Genomic DNA, 23,616 nt, shown 5'->3' on the forward strand with positions numbered 1-23,616 from the left:
AGCTTACTTACCTACTCAGGGGCGACCAGCCCCTCGATGTAGTCGAGATAGCCCTCTGCCTGGGCGAGCTGGTCCTCGTCGAGCTCCTGGAGCATGGGCTTGACGGCCTCCTCCTGCTCCCGCGCGAATTTCTTGATCTTCGGCGAGCGGGGCTCGGCCCGTTCGAGCCTGCTGATGCCCGCCCGCGTGGACTCCTCCATGTCCTTGAGCGTCTTCTTGACCAGCGGGCCGTCGGCGGAGGAGCCGAGCAGGCTGGCGACCTCCCTGGCGCGGGTCTGGGCCGAGTCCAGCTCGCGCTCGCCGCGTTCGGCGTCGTCGGAGCTGAGATGCACCAGCGTGGTCTCGGCGGCGCGCTTGAGCGGGTACAGCGAGTCGCCCGGCACGGCCTGGTAGGTCGCGAACGAGGAGACCATCAGCGCCGCCGCCAGCCCCACGGCGGCGAGCTGGGACAGCAGCGGCCTGCGCCGCGGGCCGGGCCGGCGACCCGGCGATCCGGCCGGCTCCGGCTCGGGCTCCAGGGCCCCGGACATCAGCTCGGCGCGCAGCCGCTCCTTGAACGCGACCCCGGGCGCGCCGCCGAGAGGCAGCTCCCGCAGCTCGGTGAGCTGCTCCAGCACGCGTTCGCGCCGCCTGCGCCCGCTACTCATGACGGCTCCCTGACCGACGCGGCCATGACACCTGCCTAACGAGGAGCGGATGGTGGAGGTTACGCCAGATCGTGCTTGAGCGCCCTGGCCAGCGCCCGTACGGCACGGAACTGCAGCGCTTTGATCGCTCCACTCTTCTTCCCCATGATCAGCGCGGTTTCCGCGAGCGAGAGGCCGTGCAGGAAGCGCAGGACGACGCATTCCTGTTGTTCGGGATTGAGGTCTCGTACGGCGCGCAGCACCCGGTCGTTGATGATGGCCGTGACCACGGCGTTCTCGGGGATGTGCGAGCCGTCGAGCGGAACGTCGATGACCTCTCCCGTCGGGATCTCCAACCGGTAGCGCCCCGACTTGAAATGGTCGGTCACCAGGTTTCTCGCGATGGTCACGAGCCAGGCCCCGAAGTCGCGGCCCTGCCAGGTGAAGTCGCCGATCCTGCGCAGCGCCCGCAGGAAGGTCTCGCTGGTGAGGTCCTCCGCCAGCGGGTGCGAGCCGACCCGGAAGTAGATGTAGCGGTAGACCAGGTCCACGTAGCGGTCGTAGAGCGTGCCAAAGGACTGCGTGCATCCGTTCTTGGCATGCATCACCAGCGTACGCAGGTCGCCCGAAATGTCTTCGGAGACGTCTTCGCGCACGGCGAACTCGCCCGTCCGGGCAGGTCCAGCGACCGCTGGCGCCAGCAGCCCGGCGAACGGCGACGAGTCAGGCATCCGGTATCCCTAGGGGTAAGGGGTGCGGCGTGCTCGAACACTCTAGAAATCAACCGGAAAATCCACAATCCACGGAAGTCATGCATGACTAGGCGTAATCGGCGGATACCGTGGTGGACCGACCCGTTCCCTCTTCGGCTACCGGCTGGGAGGCATCGTCCGGCAGCATTGGAGTCACCATGGAGATCCTCGTTGCTGTCATAGCATTCGCCGGTGCGCTCCTGGCCGCCGTCGCGGCCGGTGCCCTGATCCAACGACTGCGCGACGAGCCGGAGGGGTGGTTGGTCGCCTGGACCGTTGCAGTCGTGGGTCTGTGCCTGGCACTGGGCGTGATCGGCTTCGGCTACCTCGCCGGCTTCGGCGGCGTCACGTTCCGGATCTACCAGGTGACGGGATCGCTGGTGGCGCCGCTCTGGCTGGCCATCGGCCTGGTGCAGCTGCTGTCGGAGAAGGTGCCGCCCAGGTTCCTGGCGTGGCTGTTCGGCATCGCGCTGACCTTCGTGTCCGTCGTGATCATGGTCTGGGACCCGCTGAAGACCGAGGAGATGGGCACGTCCCTGCCCACCGGCTCGACTCACTGGAACGTCCCGCCCGCCTATCTGCTGATCGGCGCGCACACGGTCGCGGTGCTCGTCATGCTGGCGATGCTGGTGGTGGCCGGGCTCAAGTGGCGCAACGGCGACGAGTACGACACCGACAACCTGCACGCGACCGTGGTCATCGTCCCGTCGGGGCTGGCCCTCGTGGGCGCGATGAGGTTCCCGGTGCCGGGGCTGTTCACCACGGCACTGCTGGCCGTGGCCGCGGCCGCGGTCTGGTACACCGTGCTGCGGCCGCTGGCGCCGTACGAGGATGACGACGAGGACGACTTCGACGACGACCACGAGGAGCGCTCGCCGCGCCGTGAGGAGCGCTCTCAGCGCCGCGAGGAGCGTCCCATGCCGCTGGACGAGCACCGCATGACGCCCGGCGACCGCCCGATGTTCCGCGACGAGGTCCCGCAGCAGGGCGGCCACCGGGGCATGCCGGAGCCGGTGCCGGCCGCGGACCTGCCGCCCGCGCCGCCGCGCCGCTCGTCGGGGCTGGGGGACCTGGTGGCCGAGTACCGGGCGGGCGACGAGGGCCTCCGGGGGCGCGAGGTCGACTACGCGGCCCGCATGGCCGCGCCGCTCGACGACGGCCCCTCGACCGGCTACATCATGAACGGCGCCCCACCCATGAACGCGCCCGCCAACCCGCCGATGACTCCCCCCGCCCCGGCGACGGGAGCGCTCTTCCCCGGCGCCGACCTGTTCTCGCCCGCCCAGCAGCAGCCCGGCGCGGGCAGGCCCTCGCCGAGCATCTACGGCCTGCTCACCGTCTTCACGATCGTGGACGGCGCGGGGGAGGCGTTCGACCGGCTGGCCGAGGCCACCGTCGAGGCCGTGCGCCGCGGCGAGCCCGACACGCTCGTGTACGCCTGCCACGCCGTGAAGTCGGCCCCGCTGCAGCGCATCGTCTACGAGCTCTACCGCGACGAGGTCGCCTACCGCGACCACCAGCGGCAGCCGCACGTGGAGCGGTTCGTCAGCGAGCGGCAGGCGATGGTGCTGGCCACCAACGTCATCGAGCTCGACGTGAACGCCGCCAAGGTGGTGCCGCTCCCGATGGTCACGTACTGAGGGCGGCCCTCAGCCTGGCCTCGTCCACCCGCCAGAAGTCGTGCTGCACCCCGTCGATCAGCGTGACCGGGATCATCTCCCAGTACTTCTCCTGCAACTCGGCGGACGACTCGATGCTGATCTCCTCCCACGGCACGCCGAGTTCGCCGGCGACCCTGGCGATGACCTCGCGCGCGTCGTCACACAAGTGACAGCCGGGCTTGCCGAGCAAGGTGATGCGATGCATAGCGCAACGGTACCCCGTCGACTTTGTGCATCGGTTCACAAAGGGATTAACCTGAAAGACGGTTCGATTCCGTTCACGCGGTCCCCAAGCCGCCCCTACCCTGGAGCACCGGCACGTGAAGAGCCCGTCCCAGCCCCGTGACCGCGGTATCCCCGAGGCGACGGTCGCCAGGCTTCCGCTGTACCTCCGGGCGCTGCACGGGATGGCCGAGCGGGGCATCGCGACCGTCAGCTCGGAAGACCTCGCCGTCGCCGCCGGGGTCAATTCCGCCAAGTTGCGCAAGGATCTGTCACACCTCGGCTCGTACGGCACGCGCGGCGTAGGCTATGACGTCGAGTACCTCGTCTACCAGATCTCCCGTGAGCTCGGCCTGACGCAAGACTGGGCGGTCGCGATCGTCGGAGTCGGTAACCTCGGCCGCGCGCTGGCCAACTACGGCGGCTTCGTCTCCAGGGGCTTCCGGGTCGCGGCGCTCGTGGACGCCGACCCCGAAGTCGTGGGCGACACCATCGCGGGATTGAATGTGGAGCACATCGACGAGCTGGAAGCCGTGATCAGGCGGCGGGGAGTTTCGATCGTGGTTCTGGCGACACCGGCGGCAGCGGCGCAGGAAGTGTGCGATCGCGTGGTCGCCGTGGGCGTCACCAGCATCCTGAACTTCGCCCCCGTCGTGCTCACCGTGCCCGACAGCGTCGATGTCCGTAAGGTCGATCTATCCATAGAATTGCAGATTCTCGCGTTCCACGAGCAACGCAAGGCTGGGGGGCCACTCATGGCGGTGGACAGTCAATGAGCGTTCTGGCTATCGGACTGAGCCACCGCACCGCGCCGGTGGCGTTGCTGGAGCGTGTCTCGGTGACGGGCGACGCGCTGGTCAAGCTGCTGCACGACGTGCAGCGGGATCCCTGCGTCGCGGAGGCCATGGTGGTCTCGACCTGCAACCGGGTCGAGGTCTACGTCACGGTCGACCGCTTCCACGCCGCCGTCACCGCCATCAGCGACCTCCTGGGCGTGCACACGGGCGTCCCCGTCGAGGAGCTGACGCCGCACTTCTACGTGCACTACGAGGAGCGGGCGGTCGAGCACCTGTTCTCCGTGGTGTGCGGTCTCGACTCGATGGTGGTCGGCGAGGGCCAGATCCTCGGCCAGGTCCGCCAGGCGCTCAAGCTGGCGCAGCGCCAGGGCACCGTCGGCGCCACCCTCAACGAGCTGGTCCAGCAGGCGCTGCGGGTCGGCAAGCGGGCCCAGACCGACACCGGCATCGACAAGCACGGCGCCTCCCTCGTCACCGCGGGCCTCGCGCTGGCGGGCGAGCTGGCCGGGCGGCGCGCCCTGGTGATCGGCGCGGGCTCGATGAGCTCGCTGGCCGCCGCCACGCTGGCGCGCGCCGGGGTGAGCGACATCGTCGTGGCCAACCGCACGTACGAGCGGGGCGCCAGGCTGGCCGAGTCCGTCGGCGGGCGCGCGGTCGAGTTCGCCGCCGTGGGCGAGGAGCTGGCCGCCGCCGACATCGTCATCACCTGCACGGGCGCGGGCCGCCACATCGTCACGCCCGACATGCTGCGCGGGCCCGCGTTCCTGCTCGACCTGGCGCTGCCGCACGACATCGACCCCGCCGTACGCGCCGTGCCCGGCGTCACGCTGGTGGACCTGGAGACGATCCAGGAGTCCGGCATCGGCTCGCGCGAGGGCGACGCCGTGCAGTCCGTACGCGCCCTCGTCACCGAGGAGCTGCGCGCCTACCTCGACGCCGAGCGGGCCGCCAGGGTCACCCCGACCGTGGTGGCGCTGCGCAGCAAGGCGGCCGGCGTGGTGGAGTCCGAGCTGGGCCGCCTGCTCATGCGCGTGCCCGACCTCGACGAGCGGGCCAGGGACGAGGTCGCCATGACCGTCCAGCGGGTCGTCGACAAGCTGCTTCACGAGCCGACTGTGCGTGTCAAGCAGCTCGCCACCTGCCCAGGGGGCGATCATTATGCGGAAGCCCTGCGTGAGCTGTTCAATCTGGATCCGAAGGTGCCCGAGGCCGTGAGGGAGGTGGAGCTGTGACGTCGCGGTCCGGCGCGTTGCGGCTCGGAACCCGCCGCAGCCTCCTGGCGACCACGCAGTCCCAGATGGTGGCCGACGCCTACGTCGAGCGCACCGGGCGGGCGATCGAGCTGGTCGGCGTGACCACGTTCGGCGACGTCACCAAGGCGCACCTGGCGCAGCTCGGCGGCACGGGCGTGTTCGTCAGCGCGCTGCGTGACAAGCTCGTCGAGAACGAGATCGACTTCGCCGTCCACTCGCTGAAGGACCTGCCGACCCAGCAGGACCCGCGCTTCACGCTGGCCGCGCTCCCGGCCCGCCACGACCACCGCGACGCGCTGGTGGGCACGCACAAGTTCGCCGACCTGGCCCCCGGGGCCAGGGTCGGCACCGGCTCGCCGCGCCGTGTCGCCATGCTCAGCGCGCTCCGCCCCGACCTCGAGTACGTCGCGATCCGCGGCAACGCCGACACGCGCATCGGCAAAGTCGATTCCGGCGAGCTCGACGCGGTCGTGCTCGCCGCCGCCGGGCTCGACAGGCTCGGCCGCGGTGCGGAGATCGCGCAGATCTTCGAGGTCGAGGAGCTGCTGCCCGCTCCAGGCCAGGGCGCGCTGGCCGTGGAGTGCCGCGCCGACCGCGCCGACGTGATCGAGTTCCTGCGGGTGCTCGACGACCCGCGTACCCGCTCCGCGGTGACCGCCGAGCGTGCCCTGCTGGCCTCCCTGGAGGCCGGGTGCGCCGCTCCGGTGGGTGCGTTCGCGGTCGATGACGGGCACACTCTGAACCTGACCGCTGTGGTCGTCTCCATCGACGGCCGCGAAACGGTCCGCAAGTCCGCCGCCGGCTCTCCTTCGGAGGCTGCGAACCTGGGCCGCCTCCTAGCGGCCGAGATGATCGCCGAAGGTGCCGACAGATTGATGGGGGAGCATTCCCATTGAGCTCCGATAGTCCAACCTCCGGTTTCGTCGCGTTCGTGGGCGCGGGTCCTGGCGACCCCAACCTGCTGACGCTCCGCGCCGCCGAGCTGCTCGCCAAGGCCGACGCGGTGGTGCTCGACGTCGAAACGCAAACCCCGCTGCTGCGCCACTGCCGTGAAGGCGTCGAGGTCGCCGAGCTGTCCGGCGGCGACTTCGTGCAGCGCGCCGCACGGGGGCAGCTCGTGGTCCGCCTGATAGAGGGCGACCCGATGCTGTTCTCCTCGATCACCGAGGAGGCCGCGGCCTGCACCGCGGCGGAGGTGGACTTCGAGATCGTGCCCGGCGTGCCGCCCGCCACCGCCGTGCTCACCTACGCGGGCATCCCGCCGGCGACGGCGGTGCCCGAGTTCCGCATCGTCGACGCCGCCCAGGAGCAGGACTGGGCCGCCCACGCCGCCTGCCGCGGCACGCTGGTCGTCTACAACGGCATCGGCGACGCCGTGGCCATCGGCAGGGCGCTGATCGCCGGCGGCAAGCCCGACACCACGCCGGTCGCGGTCAGCAGCGGCGGCACCACCACCGAGCAGTACACCGTCGTGTCCTCGCTCGGCCGGCTCCAGGCCGACCTCAAGCACGCCGGGTTCACCGAGCCCGCGCTGATCGTGGTCGGCGAGGCGGTGGGGCAGCGCGACAAGCTGTCGTGGTTCGAGACCAAGCCGCTGTTCGGGTGGCGGGTGCTGGTTCCCAGGACGAAGGAGCAGTCGCGCTCCCTGTCCGAGCAGCTCATCGCCTACGGCGCGGTGCCCGAGGAGGTGCCGACCATCTCGGTCGAGCCGCCCCGCACGCCGCAGCAGATGGACCGCGCGATCAAGGGCCTGGTCACCGGCCGCTACGAGTGGGTGGCCTTCACCAGCGCGAACGCGGTCAAGGCGGTCCGCGAGAAGTTCGAGGAGTACGGCCTCGACGCCCGTGCCTTCGCCGGGCTCAAGGTGGCCGCCGTGGGCGACGCCACCTCGCGGGCCCTGGTCGAGTTCGGCGTCAAGCCGGACCTGCTGCCCTCCGGCGAGCAGTCGTCCGAGGGGCTGGTGGCCGAGTGGCCGCCGTACGACTCGATGCTCGACCCGATCAACCGGGTGCTGCTGCCGCGGGCCGACATCTCCACCGACACGCTCGTGGCCGGGCTCACCGAGCTGGGCTGGGAGTGCGACGACGTCACCGCGTACCGCACCGTGCGGGCCGCCCCGCCGCCCGCGCCCATCCGCGAGGCCATCAAGGGCGGCGGCTTCGACGCCGTGCTCTTCACGTCCTCGTCCACGGTGCGCAACCTCGTGGGCATCGCGGGCAAGCCGCACAACGTCACCGTGATCGCGGTCATCGGGCCGCAGACGGCCAAGACGGCCGAGGAGTTCGGGCTCCGGGTCGACGTCATGGCCGACAAGCCGTCAGCCTCCGCCCTGGCCGCCGCGGTGGCCGAGTTCGGAGCCAAGCAGCGCCAGGCCGCCCTGGTCGCGGGCGACACGCCGCGCCGGCCGTCGCAGAACCGCCGGGGCGCCAGGAGGAGAGCCAAATGAGCGCGCAATACCCCGTCTCCCGTCCCAGGCGGCTGCGGCGCAACCCGGCGCTGCGCCGGATGGTGGCGGGCACCAGGCTGCACGCCGCCGACCTGATCCTGCCGATGTTCGCCAAGGAGGGCATCACCGAGCCGCAGCCCGTGGCCTCGATGCCGGGCGTCGTCCAGCACACCCGCGACTCGCTGCGCAAGGCCGCCCACGAGGCCGCCGAGGCGGGCGTGGGGGGCATCATCCTGTTCGGCATCCCGGCGGTGAAGGACGCCCGCGGCTCGGCCGCCGACGACCCCGACGGGGTGCTGCAGGTGGCGTTGCGCGACGTGGTGGCCGAGGTGGGCGACTCGATCGTGGTCATGGCCGACACGTGCCTCGACGAGTTCACCGACAACGGGCACTGCGGCATCCTCACCCCGTCCGGAGACGTGGACAACGACCTGACGCTGGAGCGCTACGCCTCCATCGCGGTGGCCCAGGCCGAGGCCGGGTCCCAGATGGTGGCGCCGAGCGGCATGATGGATGGCCAGGTGGGCGCGATCCGCGCGGCCCTCGACGCCGCCGGTCACGGCAACGTGCCGATCCTGGCCTACTCCGCCAAGTACGCCTCCGCCTTCTTCGGCCCGTTCCGCGAGGCCGCCGAGTGCGCGCCGCAGTTCGGCGACCGCAGCACCCATCAGCAGGACCCGGCGGGCCCGCTGGAGGAGGCGCTGCGCGAGGTCCGCCTCGACCTGGCGGAGGGCGCCGACGCGGTCATGGTCAAGCCCGCGCTGGCCTATCTCGACGTCATCGCGAGCTTCCGCGCCGAGGTGGACGTGCCGGTGGCCGCCTACCAGGTCAGCGGCGAGTACGCGATGGTCGAGGCCGCCGCGGCCAACGGCTGGGTGGACCGCGAACGAATGATCATGGAGTCGCTGGTCGCGATCAAGCGGGCGGGGGCGGACCTGATCTTGACATATTGGGCTACAGAAGTGGCTCGACGGCTCTAACAAGGGGTTTCCCGTCAACTCGTGGGGCCCGTGGGTTAGAGTTGCATGACAAGTGCTGGTGTGTCCCGCGGGTGCGTAAGTGACTGCGGCAGGCCGCTGAACGCGGCTGCCCTTCCGCCCGGGGTCGGGGCCTCCTCAGGCGCTGTGAGTCGAACGGGAGACACCATGGTGGGGGTACCACTGGCTCGGCGTACCAAAAAGCGGGCCCAGAAACAGGCACGGCCGACACGCATCTCGACCGTGCTCGAGTACGCCGCCCTGGGGTGGCCCGTCGTGCCGGGCGCCTATCCGCTGCGTCACGGGCCGCGCGCCTGTTCCTGCGACCGGGTCGGCTGTCCCGACCCCGGCGCCCATCCGCTCTCGCCCGCCTGGCACGTGCAGGCCACCACCGACCCCGCCCTGCTCACGCGCTGGTGGCAGGCCGAGCCCGAGGCCAATGTGATCCTGCCCACGGGGCGGGTGTTCGACGTCTTCGACGTACCCCTCGCCGCCGGCCTGTCGGCCCTCACCCGGATCGACGCCGCCGACGCCCACCCAGGCCCGGTCGCCGCCAACGGCGACCGGGTCTTGTTCTACGTGGCCACCAGGGGCAACCCGGAGGACGAGGACGAGTGGTGGTCGTGCCACCTCGACTGCGACCCGGCCACCATCGACGACACGCCGGGGCTGCGCTGGCACTGCCGCGACAGCTACGTCCTCGCCCCGCCCTCCACGCTGCCCAGCGGGCAGCCGGTGTCCTGGCTGCGGCCCCCGGACGGGCGCCCGCTGCCCGACCCGCTGCGCGTCCTGGAGTGGCTGGCCGACTGACCGCGGGACGGGCACCGGGGCCGGATAACCTGATCCGGTGAGCCGTACGCAGAATTCTGAGGACCTGTTCGCCCGAGCCAAGGACATCGTGCCCGGAGGCGTGAACTCGCCGGTGCGCGCGTTCGGCGCGGTGGGCGGCACGCCGCGTTTCATGGCCTCGGGGCAGGGGCCCTACATCACCGACGTCGACGGCAACCGTTACGTCGACCTCGTCTGCTCCTGGGGCCCGATGATCCTCGGGCACCGGCACCCCGCGGTCGTGGAGGCGGTGCAGGGCGCCATCGCGGGCGGGTTCTCCTACGGCACCGCCACGCAGGGCGAGGTGGAGCTGGCCGAGGAGATCGTCGCGCGGGTGGCGCCGGTCGAGAAGGTGCGGCTGGTCAGCTCGGGCACCGAGGCGACGATGAGCGCCGTGCGGCTGGCCAGGGGGTTCACCGGCCGGTCCAAGGTGATCAAGTTCGCGGGCTGCTACCACGGGCACGTGGACGCGCTGCTGGCCTCCGCCGGGTCAGGGGTGGCGACCTTCGGGCTGCCCGACACGCCCGGGGTGACGGGGGCGTCGGCGGCCGACACGATCGTGCTGCCGTACAACGACCTCGCGGCCGTCGAGGAGGCCTTCGCCGCGGCGGACATCGCGTGCGTGATCACCGAGGCGTGCCCCGCGAACATGGGGATCGTGCCGCCGCGCGAGGGCTTCAACGCGCGCCTGCGCGAGCTGTGCACCGCCAACGGCGCGCTGCTCATCGTGGACGAGGTGCTGACGGGCTTCCGCGTCTCCGCGGCGGGCTGGTACGGCCTCGACCCCGTGGACGCCGACCTGATGACGTTCGGCAAGGTCATGGGCGGCGGCCTGCCGGCGGCGGCGTTCGGCGGCCGGGCGGACGTGATGGCCAGCCTCGCGCCCGAGGGGCCCGTCTACCAGGCGGGCACGCTGTCCGGCAACCCGCTGGCCTGCGCGGCCGGGCTGGCCACGCTCCGGGCCCTGGACGCCGAGGCGTACGCGCGGGTGGACGCGGCGGCGCTCCAGGTGGGCGACCTGGCTTCGGAGGCGCTGGCGAAGGCGGGGGTGCCGCACCGGCTGCAGCGGGCGGGCAGCCTGTTCTCGATCTTCTTCACCGACGCCGAGGTGACGAACTTCGCCGAGGCCAAGACGCAGAACACCGCGGCCTTCACCGCGTTCTTCCACGCCATGCTCGACCAGGGGGTCTACCTGCCGCCGTCGGCCTACGAGGCGTGGTTCCTGTCGGCCTCGCACGACGACGAGGCCATCGGCCGGGTCGCGGAGGCTCTTCCCGCCGCGGCCGAGGCGGCCGCGGCCGTGCGGTGACGGCGGCACGCGGCGCCTGACGAGTGCGGGCGGGGCGGCGGGTCCTGGCACCCGGCGTGCCCGCCCGTCCTGCTGTTCAGCGAGCGGGCTTCTGGTAGCGGATGCGCTGCTCGCGGGCCTGCTCGGCGAGGGCCTTGAGGTACGACACGGAGCTCGTCTGCTGCTTCTTCGTCTTCAGGATTCTCATGCAACTATTTTCGTCTGCTACACATTCAACGACAAGCGAGACTTTCTACGCTAAACCGTTTAGGCTGGCTTACATGTTGGACCTGAACCGGCTCAAGGCTCTTCACGCAGTCCACGTCTACGGGTCGGTCGGCGCGGCGGCCGACGCGCTCATGGTCACCCCCTCCGCCGTTTCGCAGCAGATCGCCAAGCTGGAGCGCGAGACCGGCGCCCGCCTGATGGAGCGCAGCGGGCGCGGCGTGCGCCTGACCGACGCGGCCGGGCTGCTGGCCGAGCACGCCGAGCGCATCCTCGCCCTGGTCGAGACCGCCGAGGCCGACTTCGAGGCGCTGCGCGGGGAGGTCGTCGGCCGGCTCAACGTGGCCGCCTTCCCCACCGCCGTGCGCGGACTCATGCCCGGCGCGCTGGTCACGCTCAAGCAGCGCCACCCCGACCTGTGGGTGCAGCTCAACGAGCGCGAGCCCGAACGGGTCGTGCGCGAGGTCGCCAGGGGCGAGCTTGACCTGGGCGTGATCCAGGACTGGCTGAACCGCCCCATGGCCATCCCCGAGGGCCTGTCCAAGGCCACTCTGCTCGACGACGTGGCCGACGTGGCCGTGCCCGCGGACCACCCGCTGGCGGGCGAGCGGGAGATCGAGCTGGCCACGCTGCGCGGCGAGCAGTGGATCAGCGGCTCGCCGGGCACCGTCTGCCACGACTGGCTGGTGTTCACGCTGCGCAGCGCCTCGCTGGAGCCCGTGATCGCGTGCATGGCCGACGAGTACCCGACCCAGCTCGCGCTCGTCGCGGCCGGCCTGGGCTGCGCGATCGTGCCGCGGCTCGGCCGCGACTGCGTGCCCGGCAGCGTGCGGCTCGTCCCGCTGCTCCCGCGGCAGTCGCGGCGCATCTACGCGGTGTGGCGCACCGACGCGGCCCGCCGCCCCGCCATCAGGGCCATGGTGGAGGCGCTGGCGGAGTCGAGCAGGAAGCAGGAGAACGCCTGGGCGGTGAACTGACACCGGCCGGGGCCTAGGCCATGCGGCCGGGGCGAGCGGATAGGCTGTGCGCACCATGGCTGAAACCACCGTCGTCCACCTGCTGCGCCACGGTGAGGTGCACAACCCCGGAGGCATCCTGTACGGCAGGCTGCCCGGCTACCACCTGTCCGAGACAGGTCAGCTCATGGCCGAGACGGTCGCCAAGGCCGTCGGCGGTCGCGACATCGTCAAGCTGTTCAGCTCGCCGCTCGAACGCGCCCTGGAGACGGCGGCCCCGCTCGCCGACAAGCTCGGCCTGGAGATCGTCCAGGACGTCCGCCTCATCGAGGCGGGCAACCTCCTGCAGGGCCGCACCGTGGGCAAGGGCCTGGGCGTGCTGCGCGACTGGCGCAACTACCGCTACTTCTACAACCCGCTGCGCCCGTCCTGGGGCGAGTCGTACCCCGTCATCGTCAGTCGCATGAAGTCGATGATCGACGAGGCCAGGGCGGCGGCGCGCGGGCACGAGACGGTGCTGGTCAGCCACCAGCTCCCCATCTGGGCCATCAGGTGCGCCGCCGAGGGGCGCCGGCTCTGGCACGATCCGCGCCGCCGGCAGTGCGCGCTGGCCAGCGTGACCACGTTCACCTTCGACGGCGACCGCCTGATCAGCATCGGCTACAGCGAGCCCGCTGGATCACTGGAGACGGGGCCTTCGCTCCCCGGGGCCTGATGTCGGGAGCGCGCGGTCGCCCCGGTAGAGTTGCAAGCTCTACCGCTTGTAGTACAAGGAGATCTTCCTCCGTGCGCGCCAAGTCCCTCTCCCTCGTTCTCCTCCTGGCTGCGCTGGCCGCGGGCTGCGCCGGCAACCAGGGCGGTCAGCCGCAGGCGGGCGACACCCGGTTCGTCGCGGGCGACGGGAAGATGCAGGTCTTCGAGGCCGCCGAGCGCAGGCCCGCGCCCGCGGTCGAAGGGCCGACCCTCGACGGCGCCACCGCCTCGCTGGCCGCTCACCGGGGCAAGGTCGTGGTGCTCAACTTCTGGGCCTCCTGGTGCGGCCCGTGCCGTGCCGAGGCGCCGGTGCTCAAGGAGGTCGCGGCCAAGACCAAGGGCAGCGGCGTGGAGTTCCTCGGCGTCGACTTCAAGGACCGCCAGGCGGACGCGAAGGCGTTCGAGCGCACCGAGCAGACCGGTTACCCGCACATCTTCGACCAGCCGGGCAAGGTCGCGCTGGCCTTCCAGGGCACGGTGCCGCCCGCCGCCATCCCGTCCACGCTGATCATCGACAAGCAGGGCAGGATCGCGGCCAGGGCGCTGGGCGCCGTCAAGTACACCGACCTGATGAACGCGGTGACCAAGGTGCGCGATGAGTGACGTCGTCGCCTCGGGCTCGCTGCTGCTGGCCGTGCCGATCGCGGTGCTGGCCGGGGTGGTGTCGTTCCTGTCGCCGTGCGTGCTGCCGCTGGTGCCGGGTTACCTGTCGTACGTCACGGGCATGAGCGCCGACCCCAAGAGGGGGCGGCTGGTGCTCGGCGCGTCGTTGTTCGTGGCCGGGTTCGCGCTGGTGTTCGTGCTCAGCGGGGCGCTGTTCGGCGGCCTCGGCTCCGTCCTGCTGGGCAACGCCGACCTCATCACGCGGGTGCTCGGCGTGCTCACCATCGTGCTCGGGCTCGCCTTCCTGGGCGTGCTGCCCGGGCTGATGCGCGACGTGCGCATCCACCGCCTGCCGGCCGCGGGGCTGGCGGGCGCGCCGCTGCTCGGGGTGGTGTTCGGGCTGGGCTGGACGCCGTGCATCGGGCCCACGCTGGCCGTGGTGCTGACCCTCGGGCTCAACGAGGGCAGCGCGGGCCGGGGAGCGCTCCTGGCCGTCGCGTACGCCCTGGGCCTCGGCCTGCCCTTCGTGGGCGCGGCGCTGGCCTACAGCAGGGCCCTGCGCACGTTCCGGGCCATCCGCAAGCACTCACGCCTGATCACCAGGGTCGGCGGCGGCATGATGGTGGCCGTCGGCGTGCTGCTGGTGACCGGGCTCTGGGGAGAGATGATCGCCGCCATGCAGGGGCTGATCGGCGCGTTCGAGCCGGTGATCTGATGACCGTCCAGGAGCTGGAGAAGGAGCAGGCGCCCAAGCAGGCCGGGTTCGGCCTGGTGGCCTGGCTGCGCTGGGCGTGGCGCACGCTCACCTCGATGAAGACGGCGCTCATCCTGCTGTTCCTGCTGGCGCTGGGCTCGGTGCCCGGCTCGCTGGTGCCGCAGCGCAGCGTCGAGCCCGACAAGGTCGCCCGGATCTACGAGCAGAGCCCGGCGCTGGCCGAGTGGTACGACCGCTTCCAGCTCTTCGAGGTGTTCAGCTCGACCTGGTTCGCGGCCGTCTACCTGCTGCTGTTCACCTCGCTGATCGGCTGCATCATCCCGCGCATCGCGACCTTCGCGCGTGAGCTGCGCCGCAAGCCGCCCGCGGCCCCGAAGAACCTGTCCCGCCTGCCCCACGCGGCCTCGTTCGAGAGCGACCTGGGGGTCGACCAGGCCGCCAGGAAGCTGCGCAAGCTGCGCTTCCGGGTCGTGACCGGCGACGGCTGGGTGTCGGCGGAGAAGGGCTACCTGCGCGAGATCGGCAACCTGTTCTTCCACATCGCGCTGCTCGGCATCCTGGTGGCGATCGGCGCCGGCTCCCTGTTCGGCTACCGCGGCAACGTCCTGGTCGTCGAGGGCGACGGCTTCGCCAACACCGTGGCCGCCTACGACCGGTTCATGCCCGGCAACCAGGTCTCGGCCGAGTCGCTGCAGCCGTTCTCCTTCACGCTGTCGGAGTTCAAGGTGGCCTACCAGGTCGCCGGCGACAAGCGCGGGCAGGCGCTCGACTACTCGGCGCACCTCAAGGTCAACGACACGCCGGCCTCGCCCGCCCGCGACTACGAGCTCAAGGTCAACGAGCCGCTCGAGGTCGACGGCACGCAGCTCTACCTGATCGGCAACGGCTACGCGCCCGTGTTCAAGGTCACCGACGGGAAGGGGCAGGTGGCCTTCGAGGGGCCCGTGCCCTGCCTGATCGAGCAGAAGGCCACGATGACCTCGGGCTGCGTCGTCAAGGTGCCCGACGCGCAGCCGTCGCAGCTCGGGTTCCTGCTGCAGTTCCTGCCGACCAGCGTGCCGCTGACCAACGGCGACCACGCCTCGGCCTTCCCCGGCGAGCTCAACCCCGAGGTGAAGATCCTCGGCGCGTTCTCCGGCGACCTGGGCGTGCGCTCGGGCAAGCCGCAGTCGGTCTACGAGCTGGCCGAGCCCGAGGTGCTGAAGAAGCTCAAGCCCCTGGTCATGGGGTCCAGCGCGCCCAAGCCGCTGGCCGTGGGACAGTCGATGGAGCTGCCCGGCGGGCTGGGCAGGCTCGAGTTCACCGGGGTCAAGGAGTGGATCACGCTCCAGACCTCCTACGACCCGGGGCGCTTCCCCGCCCTGGCGGCCGGTGCCACTGCCGTCGTCGCCATCGCGCTCTCGCTCATGATCCGCCGCCGGCGGGTCTTCGTACGCGTCTTCGAGGGCAGGGTCGAGGTGGGCGGCCTGACCCGTACCGAGGGCTCCGCGGCGGGCTTCGCCGAGGAGTTCTCCGACATCGTGAAGGTTCTATCAGCAGGAGAAAAGGATGTCCGCTGAGCAACTCGCCGAGCTGAGCGACCTTTTCGTCGTCGCAGCCGTCCTGCTCTACGTCGTCGCCATGGTGTTCTTCGCGATCGACCTCGCCTTCGGCCGGGCCCGGCCCGGCAAGGCGCAGGCGGCGCGTCCGGTCGAGGTCAAGCAACCGGTCGCGGTCGGGGCGGCGGTGTCGGACGAGGTCTCCGCCGGCGTGTCCGGCGCGGTGACGGGGTCCGAGGAGGCCGCCGAGAAGCCGTCCGGTGAAGGCGCCGGAGTGGCGGACGGCACGGTGGACGGCAGGGTGGACGGCAGGGCGCCGGGAGCGCCCGCTGTCGCCGCGGCGTCGGGCGGCGGCGCCAAGGCCGGCCTGGTCGCGCTGGTGCTCGCCTGGCTGGGCTGGGCCGCCAACGCCGGCGCGATCGTCACCCGCGGCCTGGCCGTGGACCGGTGGCCGTGGGGCAACATGTACGAGTTCGTGGTCGCGATCTGCTTCGCCGCCGTGACCGCGTTCCTCGGCACCCAGCTCCGCCACAACGTGCGCTACCTGGGCGGCTTCGTCATGGTCACGGCCGCGCTCGGGCTCGGGCTGGCCGTCAAGGTGTTCTACACGGCCGCCGGTCCCGTGGTGCCCGCGCTGAACTCGTACTGGATCGCCATCCACGTCAGCGCGGCGATCATCTCCAGCGGGCTGCTGACGCTGGCCGGAGTCTCCGGCGTGCTGTACCTGGTGCGCCGCGACGGGGAGTCGCGGCTGCCGTCCCGCGCCGACCTGGAGAAGGTGGCCCACCGGGCGATCGTGTTCGCCTTCCCCCTGTGGACGTTCGCCGTGATCGCGGGAGCGCTCTGGGCGGACCGGGCGTGGGGCCGCTACTGGGGCTGGGACCCCAAGGAGGTGTGGTCGTTCATCACGTGGGTGGCCTACGCGGCCTACCTGCACGCGAAGGTGACGGCGGGCTGGCGGGGGAAGGCCGCGACCATCGTGCAGCTCGTGGCGTTCGGCTGCCTCCTGTTCAACCTGATCGGGGTCAACATCTTCATCGACGGCCTGCACAGCTACGCCGACGTGGACTAGGAGGGGCTAGGCGACGTCGTCGCCGCGCATCCGCCGGTCGAGGTCACGAAGGAAGTCGGGGTCGTCGTCCGGTCCCTTCGGCGCGCCCGGGCCCGGGGGGACGGGCCAGGCCGCGCGCGGCGCGCGCGGGCGGCCGCGCGCCATCCACACCGCGCCGCCGAGCAGCGGGATGAGCACGACGACGAGGATCCACAGCGGCTTTGGTACGTTCCGCACCTCGTCTTCCGGTGTGGTGACCACGTCGAACAGTGAGAAGAGCCAGAAGGCCAGCAGCGCCAGGCCGATCAGAACACCTGCCATGTCCCGAACTGTAAGCCATGATTCGGCGTGATCGTGCTGCCTGATGTCCCATTTCGGGTGACTAGCGGAAGATCGGCGTCGTACGGTGGAAGCCGATGCGTCGGTGTCCACGGGGCTCCACATGGCGTTGAGGGGTGCGATGGCCTTTTCTTCCGACAGGGGACCCAGCGACAGAGGACGGCATCGGCGTGGCCGTTGGTGGCGGCGCGGCTCGTACCTCTTCTCGCGCCGCAGCGAGGCGCACCCCGACGCCGACCGCTCGTTCTGGTCCGGCGCCCGCGACAGCCGGCGCGATGGTGGCGACGAGCCGCACGAAGCGGCACGGCCCGGCGAGAGGGGCAGGCCCGCCAGCTCCCAGGACAGGGTGATGTGGCCCGGAGGTGACGGGCCGGAACGCACGATGTGGCCGCTCGACGGCCGGCCGGACACCCGTTCCCCCGGAACGAGCCGGGACGGCTTCGCGGGCCGCGAGCGCGGCTCGGCGGCGGGCCCGGACGCTTTCGCGGGGCACGAGCGCGGCTCGGCGGCGGGACGGGGCGCGTTCGCGGGGCACGAGCGCGGTTCGGGACCGGGGTGGGACGCGTTCGCGGTGCGGGAGCGTGGCGAGCGCCTCCCCGCCGCCGTCGTGGTCGACCGCCCCCGCTACACCTGGGACGACTTCGAGCTCACCGACGAGCCGCTCAGGGCCCGCCCCCATCGGCCGGACGCGCCCTCGCTGGGCGACGGCCTGCGCCACTGCGGCCGGCTGGAGACGATCCTGCACCGGCAGTGGGACGCCAGGCAGGGCCCGCCGCCGGCGGACGTCATCAGGGCGGTGGAGAGCCTGGCCAGGCTGCCCGAGCGGCTGAAGGAGCTGCTCGCCTCGGGCCTGGAGGGCATCTACGTCGGCCCGGGCGGCGTGCCCGACCTCGACGACATGGGTTACCTGCGCGGCGCGCCGCTCCCGTCCAGCCGGGCGACCTGGGACATCTGCGCCGGCGCGTACGGCGACCGCAAGATCGTCGTGGGCGACCGCCCCTCGCCCACACCGGACGTGATGATGCACGAGGTGGGCCACGCCATCGACGACATCGACGCGGCGCACGGCGACTGGGTGTCGGACTCGCCGGAGTTCGTGCGCCTGTACGACACGGCCGTCCCGCTGCTGGCCTCGACGTTCCACCGCCAGGGGGGCGGGCTGGGCCGCAAGGAGTTCTTCGCCGACGCCTTCGCCGCCATCGCCTCGCGCCAGCGCCCGGCCCTGGTGGACATGCTCGGCGGCGACACGCGGATGGCGCTCGACATCATGCTGTTCTTCAACCGGCGCTACGGAATCTAGGTGATCGGCCATGTACGTCATCCGGCTCGCGGACGGGACCTTGCGCGTACCGCAGAGCCTGACCAGCCAGGACGGCCGTCTGATCGGCAACGCCTACGTCGAGGTCCAGCCCGGTGACCCCGACTACGAGCAGTGGCTGCCGGAGTCGCTGACCGAGGAGGAGGCGGAGCTGCGCCGCCGGCGCTGGGAAGAGGAGAACGACGAGCTGGAGCGGGAGTTCCTGGCCTTCAAGGCGCAGCAGGAGGACGCCTGACCGGGCGGCAGCAAGGGGGAACGCGGGCCCGGTCCGGGCGAACGGACAGGCGCCAGCCACGGTCGGCGGTTGGCGCCGCCCCGTGCCGTTCCCGTACGGAAGTGTGGCCGGGAGGGCACGCGAAACAGTGGGTTCCGCCAGCGGTGATCCTGGCGGGAAGGACCGCTGTTCAGGCGGCCCGGCCGTGCAGGATCACCGACTAGACGGAACGTCAGACGCGCGGGGACTCACCTGCTGGCCTGTCGGCCGTGAGAACGTCCTCGCCTCGGAGAAGGGCGTGGACTTCCGACTCGCGGAAGCGCCGGTGCCCTCCGGGGGTGCGGATACTGCTGATGCGGCCTGCCGCAGCCCAGCGCGTAACCGTCTTTGGGTCTACCCGGAAGAGGGCGGCAACCTCTCCTGGGGTCAGCAGACGCTCGCTGCTACTCTCCACCAATCTCTCCCCCTCGCATCCCGCTTCCTGCCAGCGGGCGGACAGGTAACCAGTGTGTCGAGCGAAGCCTGATTTATCCGTGGTTTTCTACAAAGATCACGGGTTGTTATCAGCTGACTGCCCGATTGTTATATGATAGAGCCTCTTTGGGGCTCTCGTGGGTGTTTCTTTACGAAACTCCCTAACTGGGAACAGTAGCAGTGCTCGCGTCCGATGCGAAGAGCGACCGCTACGCAGGTCCGAGTAACCTCGAACCTGTGCGTCCCGTTCTCGTTTACACCGCGTCGCGGATCGGCCTGTTCGTCGTGACCCTGGGTGTCCTCTGGCTGCTAGGACTGCAAAACCCGTTCTGGCTGATCGTCTGTTCTTTTGTGATCAGCGGCATAGCGAGCTACGTCTTGCTGTCCAAGCAGCGCGACACCATGAGTGCGCGTCTCAGCGACAGGATCGACCGGCCGAAGCCACGCAACGACTAGGGCAGGGGGAACATGCCAATCCGGGCATGGTACTCCCGTCCGAGTCTCGTTGTGTCGCTACCGACAAGTAGTCCACTGGCGTGCGCGTAAAACGCCTTCACCCCGATGCCGCGCTCCCGCGTGGGATTCCAACTGAGAGCCTTTCCGGTGCTCGGATGAATGGCGCCGATGCCCGGCCGTGACACCGCGCCCGGCCCCGCGGAGTCGCGGCCTCGCGGGTTGTCCAGCCAGCGCTGGTGCCCGCCCACGTAGACCGCCGCCCCCGTCACCGCGACCGCGTAGAGCGAGTCGCCGCCGGTGCTGTTCACCCAGGTCGGGCGGATGGCGGAGCCCGTGGCGTAGGTCTCGAAGCGGGCTGTCGTGTCGCACATGCCGCCCTTGGGGCCGCCCGTGGTGACGACCGCGAAGTAGCGGCCGTCGGGGGAGAAGTCGAGCCCGCGTACGTAGGAGGGGAACGCGCTGCTGCACCTGCGCGCGTACGCCTCGGTGCGCCACGGCGCCACCCTGGCGGCCGCCGTGCCGATGTCGATCAGGCCGAGCTGCGGCCGGGAATGGCCGTCGAGCGTGGTGAACGTGCCGTCCACCGCCAGCCTGCGGCCGGAGACCGCCAGCGCGTAGACCTTCACCCGCGACGTCAGCGGCGCGCCGGGCTCGATGTCGAAGCTCGTGTCGGGCAGGCCGGTGGTGGCGTCCAGCCTGGCCAGCGCCGTGCGCGGGCTGGTGAAGTCACCGCCGACATAGAGGTCGGGGCCCTGCCTGGCCAGCGCGGTCACCATGCCGCCGCCGATGCGCGGCTGGAAGCCGGGCACCAGCGCGCCGTCGGCCAGGCTGAGCCTGGCCAGGCCGCGGGCCCTGCGGTTGTCGACACCGTGGAACTCCCCGCCGACGTAGACGGTGCCGCCGTCGCCGGCCGCCAGGCCGAAGACGGGGCCGGCCACGCTCGGCGCGAAGCCCGGCAGCACGCGTCCGGTCACCAGGTCGTAGGCGAACAGGTTGTCGCGCGAGTGGACCGTGGTGCGGGACGCGTCGCTCACTTCGCTGAACGAACCGCCGACGACGACGGTGCGGCCGACGACGACGATGGCGTTGACGATGCCGTCGAGCACGTGGGGGGTGCTGTCGATCGGGTCGGCCGACACGACGCGCGCGTGCGGGACGGGGGCCGAGGCGATGATCGCCGCAAGGGCGACACGGGCAAACATTCGCCAATATCTAGCAGACGTTCGGTAGTCATGCTGCTACTTTCCGTTGATTGTCCCGGATGGGGATGCCCGCGTACCCGCAGGCGGGCCCCAATAAGGTGTGAGGCATGACGCGCGCTCAGTTGGACAAACAGCCGGACGAGGTCGCCGCGATGTTCGATCGCACCGCCCGGCGCTACGACCTGGTCAATGACGTGATCTCCCTCGGCCAGGTGCGGCTCTGGCGCAAGGCGGTCGCCGCCGCCGTGGACGCGGGGCCCGGGGAGCTGGTGCTCGACCTGGGGGCGGGCACGGGCACGTCCACCGACACCTTCACCAGGCTGGGCGCGCGGGCGATCGCCTCCGACTTCTCGTTCGGCATGCTGAGCACGGGGGTGCGGCGGCGCGGCGGCAACGCGCTGTCGGGGCCCGGCGTGCCGTTCCTCGCGGGTGACGCGATGCGGCTGCCGTTCGCCGACGAGGTGTTCGACGCGGTGACGATCTCGGTGGCGCTGCGCAACGTGCACGACACCTCGCAGGCGCTGCGCGAGATGCTGCGGGTGACGAAGCCGGGCGGGCGCCTGGTGATCCTGGAGTTCTCGCACGTCACCTTCGGCGCGTTCGACCTGGTCTACCGGGAGTACCTGATGCGGCTGCTGCCGAAGGTGGCCAAGGTGTTCGGGTCCAACGACGACTCCTACGAGTACCTGGCCGAGTCGATCAGGGACTGGCCCGACCAGCCGACGCTGGCCCGCATCATCCAGGGCGCCGGCTGGGAGCGGGTGGCCTGGCGCAATCTCACGATGGGGATCGTCGCCATGCACAGGGGGTTCAAGCCCGCTTAATCGCTGCGCCCGGCGCCGAAAACCGCATTTCCAGCCGGCCCGCTTTCCTGCCCGCGGATCAAGCGAAGGTGCGCTTTTCCGGGCGGCGGAAATCATCGATTTCGATCCGCTCGATCGGGCCGTGCTCGCCATGACGGGTCTCGAGACCGCATCGCCTCACTGGCCGGGCTCCGACCGTCCCGGGGGCTGCTGCTAGCGTGACGATCATGACTGCGCGGCCTCAGGCGACACGCCGTCCTCATGGATCACAGAACCGCACCCCGACTGCCACTATGTACAGGAAAAGCAGTAGACTGCGGGCCGGTAAGTTTGTGAAGGGGTTCACAAAGGAACGAAGGCGCGACACCCCACGGCCTTCGAGCGTGTAGGGACAGGATGTCCAGTGACCGTGCCAGCAGCCCAACAGGCTGACGCCGACGTCATCGTCGTCGGCGCCGGTCCCGCCGGTTCCGCAACCGCTTTTTACCTCGCTCAGGCCGGTCTCGACGTGTTGCTCCTGGAGAAGACCAGGTTCCCCCGCGAGAAGGTCTGCGGCGACGGCCTGACCCCCCGTGCGGTCAAGCAGTTGCAGAACATGGGCGTCGACATCGACGCACCCGGCTGGATCAGGAACAAGGGCCTGCGCGTCGTCGGCGGCGGCCTGCGCTTCGAGCTCGACTGGCCGCAGTTGGAGCGGTTCCCCGACTTCGGGCTCGTCCGCACCCGCCAGGACTTCGACCAGATCGTCGCCGCCAACGCGGTCAAGAACGGCGTGCGCCTCATGGAGGGCGTCACCGTCACCGGCCCCGTGCTCGACGACCGCAGCGGCCACATCGTGGGCGTGACCACCAAGGACGGCCGCGAGTTCCGCAGCCGCGTGGTCGTGGCGGCCGACGGCAACAGCACCCGCCTGGCCCTGGGCATGGGCCTGCACAAGCGGGAGGACCGCCCGATGGGCGTGGCCGTGCGGACGTACTTCGAGAGCCCGCGCCACGACGACGACTACCTCGAGACCTGGCTGGAGCTGTGGGACGGCGACACGCTGCTGCCCGGCTACGGCTGGGTGTTCGGCGTCGGCGACGGCACCGCCAACGTGGGGCTCGGCCTGCTCAACACCAGCTCACAGTTCGGCAACATCGACTACCGCGACCTGCTGCGCCGCTGGTGCCGGTCGATGCCGCGGGAATGGGGCTTCACCGAGGAGAACATGACGGGCCCGATCCGCGGCGCCGCGCTCCCGATGGCCTTCAACAGGCAGCCCCACTACACCCGCGGCCTGCTGCTCGTGGGAGACTCCGGCGGCTCGATCAACCCGTTCAACGGCGAGGGCATCGCCTACGCCATGGAGACCGGGGAGATCGCCGCCGAGATCATCGCCAAGGCCCTCAAGGACACCACCCCCGCGCAACGCGAGCGGATCCTGCGGACCTATCCTCAGACGCTGAAGGACGCTTACGGCGGATATTTCACGCTCGGGAGGTTGTTCGTCGAGGCGATTGGGAAGCCGGGTGTGATGAGCTTCGGCACCAGGCACGGGCTTCCCCACCCGAGGCTGATGCGCTTTGCGCTCAAACTCCTTGGTAATCTCACCGACCGGCGAGGCGATGCGTCCGACATGATCATCAACGCACTCTCGAAGGTCGCGCCATCAGCATGAATCTCGCAATCAACAGATCCGGCTGCGCGCCCGCGCGCGCGGCGACTCCGGAGGAGGCGTAGCGATGGACCTTTACGTGCCCATCCTGGTGCTCGCCGTTCTCGCGGGGGGCTTCGCGATCTTCTCGGTCGCCATCGCTCCCTTCACCGGTCCCAAGCGCTGGAACCGCGCCAAGCTCGACGCCTACGAATGCGGCATCGAGCCCACGCCCCAGCCTGTCGGTGGTGGACGGTTCCCGCTCAAATACATGATCACGGCGATGCTCTTCATCGTCTTCGACATCGAGATCATCTTCCTATACCCGTGGGCCGTCTCGTTCGCTCCGCAGACGGACGACCTCGGCCGCGTGCTCTCCTCGGGCCTTGGCCTGTTCGCGCTCGTCGAGATGCTGCTGTTCATCGTCACCGTGCTCGTCGCCTACGCGTACGTGTGGCGCCGCAAGGGTCTGGACTGGGACTGAAA

Annotated in this window: 26 protein-coding genes; 20 read left to right on the forward strand and 6 right to left on the reverse strand. The window is 70.7% G+C overall.

The window, feature by feature from the left end; translation table 11 throughout:
- Positions 1–11: 11 nt before the first annotated feature.
- Together ACBJ32_RS55225 and ACBJ32_RS55230 are read right to left on the reverse strand one after the other, a co-directional pair.
- Positions 12–647, reverse strand: a complete 636-nt coding sequence (locus ACBJ32_RS55225) for a DUF5667 domain-containing protein (RefSeq protein WP_357875265.1) — start codon at positions 645–647, stop codon at positions 12–14.
- A gap of 59 nt (positions 648–706) precedes the next feature.
- Positions 707–1,357 (reverse strand): sigma-70 family RNA polymerase sigma factor, encoded by a 651-nt coding sequence (locus tag ACBJ32_RS55230; RefSeq protein ID WP_357875267.1) that lies wholly within the window; start codon positions 1,355–1,357, stop codon positions 707–709.
- 179 nt (positions 1,358–1,536) lie between these two features.
- On the opposite strand from ACBJ32_RS55230, the gene ACBJ32_RS55235 reads away from it, so the two are divergent.
- Positions 1,537–3,018 carry a putative quinol monooxygenase gene (locus ACBJ32_RS55235; RefSeq protein WP_375133666.1) on the forward strand — a complete coding sequence of 494 codons (1,482 nt, stop codon included), beginning with the start codon at positions 1,537–1,539 and terminating at the stop codon, positions 3,016–3,018.
- Here ACBJ32_RS55235 and ACBJ32_RS55240 read toward each other — a convergent pair.
- On the reverse strand, positions 3,008–3,244 hold the full coding sequence (locus ACBJ32_RS55240) for a glutaredoxin family protein (RefSeq protein ID WP_357875271.1): 237 nt from the start codon (positions 3,242–3,244) through the stop codon (positions 3,008–3,010). The genes ACBJ32_RS55235 and ACBJ32_RS55240 overlap by 11 nt on opposite strands.
- 115 nt (positions 3,245–3,359) lie before the next feature.
- Between ACBJ32_RS55240 and ACBJ32_RS55245 the strand changes: the two genes are divergently transcribed.
- The 13 genes from ACBJ32_RS55245 to ccsB all read left to right on the forward strand — a co-directional run bounded on the left by ACBJ32_RS55245 (position 3,360) and on the right by ccsB (position 16,712).
- Positions 3,360–4,037, forward strand: a complete 678-nt coding sequence (locus tag ACBJ32_RS55245; protein WP_357875273.1) for a redox-sensing transcriptional repressor Rex — start codon at positions 3,360–3,362, stop codon at positions 4,035–4,037.
- A complete protein-coding gene (locus ACBJ32_RS55250; RefSeq protein WP_375133667.1) occupies positions 4,034–5,290 on the forward strand; it encodes a glutamyl-tRNA reductase in 1,257 nt (418 codons plus the stop codon). The genes ACBJ32_RS55245 and ACBJ32_RS55250 overlap by 4 nt, the downstream gene beginning before the upstream one ends.
- A complete protein-coding gene (gene hemC, locus ACBJ32_RS55255; RefSeq protein ID WP_375133668.1) occupies positions 5,287–6,207 on the forward strand; it encodes a hydroxymethylbilane synthase in 921 nt (306 codons plus the stop codon). The genes ACBJ32_RS55250 and hemC overlap by 4 nt, the downstream gene beginning before the upstream one ends.
- Before the next feature lie 35 nt (positions 6,208–6,242).
- Complete coding sequence (locus tag ACBJ32_RS55260) at positions 6,243–7,757, forward strand: uroporphyrinogen-III synthase (protein WP_375133669.1); 1,515 nt, start codon at positions 6,243–6,245, stop codon at positions 7,755–7,757.
- Entirely contained in the window at positions 7,754–8,737 is a 984-nt protein-coding gene (gene hemB, locus ACBJ32_RS55265; RefSeq protein WP_357875281.1) for a porphobilinogen synthase, read from the forward strand. Before ACBJ32_RS55260 ends, hemB begins: the two co-directional genes overlap by 4 nt.
- Positions 8,738–8,902: 165 nt before the next feature.
- Positions 8,903–9,544, forward strand: coding sequence for a bifunctional DNA primase/polymerase (locus tag ACBJ32_RS55270; RefSeq protein ID WP_357875283.1), 642 nt, complete (start codon positions 8,903–8,905; stop codon positions 9,542–9,544).
- Positions 9,545–9,581: 37 nt separating this feature from the next.
- On the forward strand, positions 9,582–10,871 hold the full coding sequence (hemL, locus tag ACBJ32_RS55275) for a glutamate-1-semialdehyde 2,1-aminomutase (RefSeq protein ID WP_375133670.1): 1,290 nt from the start codon (positions 9,582–9,584) through the stop codon (positions 10,869–10,871).
- A gap of 260 nt (positions 10,872–11,131) precedes the next feature.
- The gene (locus tag ACBJ32_RS55280; protein ID WP_375133671.1) at positions 11,132–12,052 is read left to right on the forward strand and encodes a LysR family transcriptional regulator; all 921 of its coding nucleotides are present in this window, start codon (positions 11,132–11,134) and stop codon (positions 12,050–12,052) included.
- A 55-nt stretch (positions 12,053–12,107) separates the two neighbouring features.
- Entirely contained in the window at positions 12,108–12,746 is a 639-nt protein-coding gene (locus tag ACBJ32_RS55285; protein ID WP_357875288.1) for a histidine phosphatase family protein, read from the forward strand.
- A 71-nt stretch (positions 12,747–12,817) separates the two neighbouring features.
- Positions 12,818–13,387 (forward strand): TlpA disulfide reductase family protein, encoded by a 570-nt coding sequence (locus ACBJ32_RS55290; RefSeq protein WP_357875290.1) that lies wholly within the window; start codon positions 12,818–12,820, stop codon positions 13,385–13,387.
- On the forward strand, positions 13,380–14,102 hold the full coding sequence (locus tag ACBJ32_RS55295; protein ID WP_357875292.1) for a cytochrome c biogenesis protein CcdA: 723 nt from the start codon (positions 13,380–13,382) through the stop codon (positions 14,100–14,102). Before ACBJ32_RS55290 ends, ACBJ32_RS55295 begins: the two co-directional genes overlap by 8 nt.
- Entirely contained in the window at positions 14,102–15,661 is a 1,560-nt protein-coding gene (locus tag ACBJ32_RS55300) for a cytochrome c biogenesis protein ResB (RefSeq protein ID WP_375133672.1), read from the forward strand. The genes ACBJ32_RS55295 and ACBJ32_RS55300 overlap by 1 nt, the downstream gene beginning before the upstream one ends.
- Positions 15,651–16,712 carry a c-type cytochrome biogenesis protein CcsB gene (ccsB, locus tag ACBJ32_RS55305; RefSeq protein WP_375133673.1) on the forward strand — a complete coding sequence of 354 codons (1,062 nt, stop codon included), beginning with the start codon at positions 15,651–15,653 and terminating at the stop codon, positions 16,710–16,712. The genes ACBJ32_RS55300 and ccsB overlap by 11 nt, the downstream gene beginning before the upstream one ends.
- A gap of 6 nt (positions 16,713–16,718) precedes the next feature.
- On the opposite strand, the gene ACBJ32_RS55310 is transcribed toward ccsB, so the two are convergent.
- Positions 16,719–17,012 carry a PLD nuclease N-terminal domain-containing protein gene (locus ACBJ32_RS55310; protein WP_375133674.1) on the reverse strand — a complete coding sequence of 98 codons (294 nt, stop codon included), beginning with the start codon at positions 17,010–17,012 and terminating at the stop codon, positions 16,719–16,721.
- Positions 17,013–17,151: 139 nt separating this feature from the next.
- On the opposite strand from ACBJ32_RS55310, the gene ACBJ32_RS55315 reads away from it, so the two are divergent.
- Together ACBJ32_RS55315 and ACBJ32_RS55320 are read left to right on the forward strand one after the other, a co-directional pair.
- The gene (locus ACBJ32_RS55315; protein WP_375133675.1) at positions 17,152–18,330 is read left to right on the forward strand and encodes a hypothetical protein; all 1,179 of its coding nucleotides are present in this window, start codon (positions 17,152–17,154) and stop codon (positions 18,328–18,330) included.
- Positions 18,331–18,340: 10 nt separating this feature from the next.
- Positions 18,341–18,583 carry a hypothetical protein gene (locus ACBJ32_RS55320; protein ID WP_357875301.1) on the forward strand — a complete coding sequence of 81 codons (243 nt, stop codon included), beginning with the start codon at positions 18,341–18,343 and terminating at the stop codon, positions 18,581–18,583.
- A gap of 211 nt (positions 18,584–18,794) precedes the next feature.
- Here ACBJ32_RS55320 and ACBJ32_RS55325 read toward each other — a convergent pair whose 3' ends face one another.
- Entirely contained in the window at positions 18,795–19,016 is a 222-nt protein-coding gene (locus ACBJ32_RS55325) for a BldC family transcriptional regulator (protein ID WP_026214226.1), read from the reverse strand.
- Between the two features lie 257 nt (positions 19,017–19,273).
- Here ACBJ32_RS55325 and ACBJ32_RS55330 point away from each other — a divergent pair, with 257 nt between their 5' ends.
- A complete protein-coding gene (locus ACBJ32_RS55330; RefSeq protein WP_375133676.1) occupies positions 19,274–19,492 on the forward strand; it encodes a DUF4229 domain-containing protein in 219 nt (72 codons plus the stop codon).
- Here the strand turns inward: ACBJ32_RS55330 and ACBJ32_RS55335 are convergent.
- Complete coding sequence (locus ACBJ32_RS55335; RefSeq protein WP_375133677.1) at positions 19,489–20,694, reverse strand: hypothetical protein; 1,206 nt, start codon at positions 20,692–20,694, stop codon at positions 19,489–19,491. The two genes, ACBJ32_RS55330 and ACBJ32_RS55335, sit on opposite strands and share 4 nt — an antisense overlap.
- A gap of 107 nt (positions 20,695–20,801) precedes the next feature.
- On the opposite strand from ACBJ32_RS55335, the gene ACBJ32_RS55340 reads away from it, so the two are divergent.
- From ACBJ32_RS55340 to ACBJ32_RS55350, 3 genes are all read left to right on the forward strand, one after another.
- On the forward strand, positions 20,802–21,518 hold the full coding sequence (locus ACBJ32_RS55340; protein WP_357875307.1) for a demethylmenaquinone methyltransferase: 717 nt from the start codon (positions 20,802–20,804) through the stop codon (positions 21,516–21,518).
- Between the two features lie 382 nt (positions 21,519–21,900).
- Complete coding sequence (locus ACBJ32_RS55345; RefSeq protein WP_357875309.1) at positions 21,901–23,154, forward strand: geranylgeranyl reductase family protein; 1,254 nt, start codon at positions 21,901–21,903, stop codon at positions 23,152–23,154.
- A gap of 64 nt (positions 23,155–23,218) precedes the next feature.
- The gene (locus ACBJ32_RS55350) at positions 23,219–23,614 is read left to right on the forward strand and encodes an NADH-quinone oxidoreductase subunit A (protein WP_080043646.1); all 396 of its coding nucleotides are present in this window, start codon (positions 23,219–23,221) and stop codon (positions 23,612–23,614) included.
- Positions 23,615–23,616: the final 2 nt, after the last annotated feature.

The sequence above is a fragment of the Nonomuraea sp. GTA35 genome, from assembly GCF_041950525.1.
Taxonomy (GTDB): Bacteria; Actinomycetota; Actinomycetes; order Streptosporangiales; family Streptosporangiaceae; genus Nonomuraea.

Bases quoted from the DNA above. Each gene is read 5' to 3' on its own strand.
- ACBJ32_RS55225 (WP_357875265.1), bottom strand. From the start codon at position 647: ATGAGTAGCGGGCGCAGGCGGCGCGAACGCGTGCTGGAGCAGCTCACC.
- ACBJ32_RS55230 (WP_357875267.1), bottom strand. From the start codon at position 1,357: ATGCCTGACTCGTCGCCGTTCGCCGGGCTGCTGGCGCCAGCGGTCGCT.
- ACBJ32_RS55235 (WP_375133666.1), top strand. From the start codon at position 1,537: ATGGAGATCCTCGTTGCTGTCATAGCATTCGCCGGTGCGCTCCTGGCC.
- ACBJ32_RS55240 (WP_357875271.1), bottom strand. From the start codon at position 3,244: ATGCATCGCATCACCTTGCTCGGCAAGCCCGGCTGTCACTTGTGTGAC.
- ACBJ32_RS55250 (WP_375133667.1), top strand. From the start codon at position 4,034: ATGAGCGTTCTGGCTATCGGACTGAGCCACCGCACCGCGCCGGTGGCG.
- hemB (WP_357875281.1), top strand. From the start codon at position 7,754: ATGAGCGCGCAATACCCCGTCTCCCGTCCCAGGCGGCTGCGGCGCAAC.
- ACBJ32_RS55270 (WP_357875283.1), top strand. From the start codon at position 8,903: ATGGTGGGGGTACCACTGGCTCGGCGTACCAAAAAGCGGGCCCAGAAA.
- ACBJ32_RS55280 (WP_375133671.1), top strand. From the start codon at position 11,132: ATGTTGGACCTGAACCGGCTCAAGGCTCTTCACGCAGTCCACGTCTAC.
- ACBJ32_RS55285 (WP_357875288.1), top strand. From the start codon at position 12,108: ATGGCTGAAACCACCGTCGTCCACCTGCTGCGCCACGGTGAGGTGCAC.
- ACBJ32_RS55295 (WP_357875292.1), top strand. From the start codon at position 13,380: ATGAGTGACGTCGTCGCCTCGGGCTCGCTGCTGCTGGCCGTGCCGATC.
- ACBJ32_RS55300 (WP_375133672.1), top strand. From the start codon at position 14,102: ATGACCGTCCAGGAGCTGGAGAAGGAGCAGGCGCCCAAGCAGGCCGGG.
- ccsB (WP_375133673.1), top strand. From the start codon at position 15,651: ATGTCCGCTGAGCAACTCGCCGAGCTGAGCGACCTTTTCGTCGTCGCA.
- ACBJ32_RS55310 (WP_375133674.1), bottom strand. From the start codon at position 17,012: ATGGCAGGTGTTCTGATCGGCCTGGCGCTGCTGGCCTTCTGGCTCTTC.
- ACBJ32_RS55315 (WP_375133675.1), top strand. From the start codon at position 17,152: ATGGCCTTTTCTTCCGACAGGGGACCCAGCGACAGAGGACGGCATCGG.
- ACBJ32_RS55320 (WP_357875301.1), top strand. From the start codon at position 18,341: ATGTACGTCATCCGGCTCGCGGACGGGACCTTGCGCGTACCGCAGAGC.
- ACBJ32_RS55335 (WP_375133677.1), bottom strand. From the start codon at position 20,694: ATGTTTGCCCGTGTCGCCCTTGCGGCGATCATCGCCTCGGCCCCCGTC.
- ACBJ32_RS55340 (WP_357875307.1), top strand. From the start codon at position 20,802: ATGACGCGCGCTCAGTTGGACAAACAGCCGGACGAGGTCGCCGCGATG.
- ACBJ32_RS55350 (WP_080043646.1), top strand. From the start codon at position 23,219: ATGGACCTTTACGTGCCCATCCTGGTGCTCGCCGTTCTCGCGGGGGGC.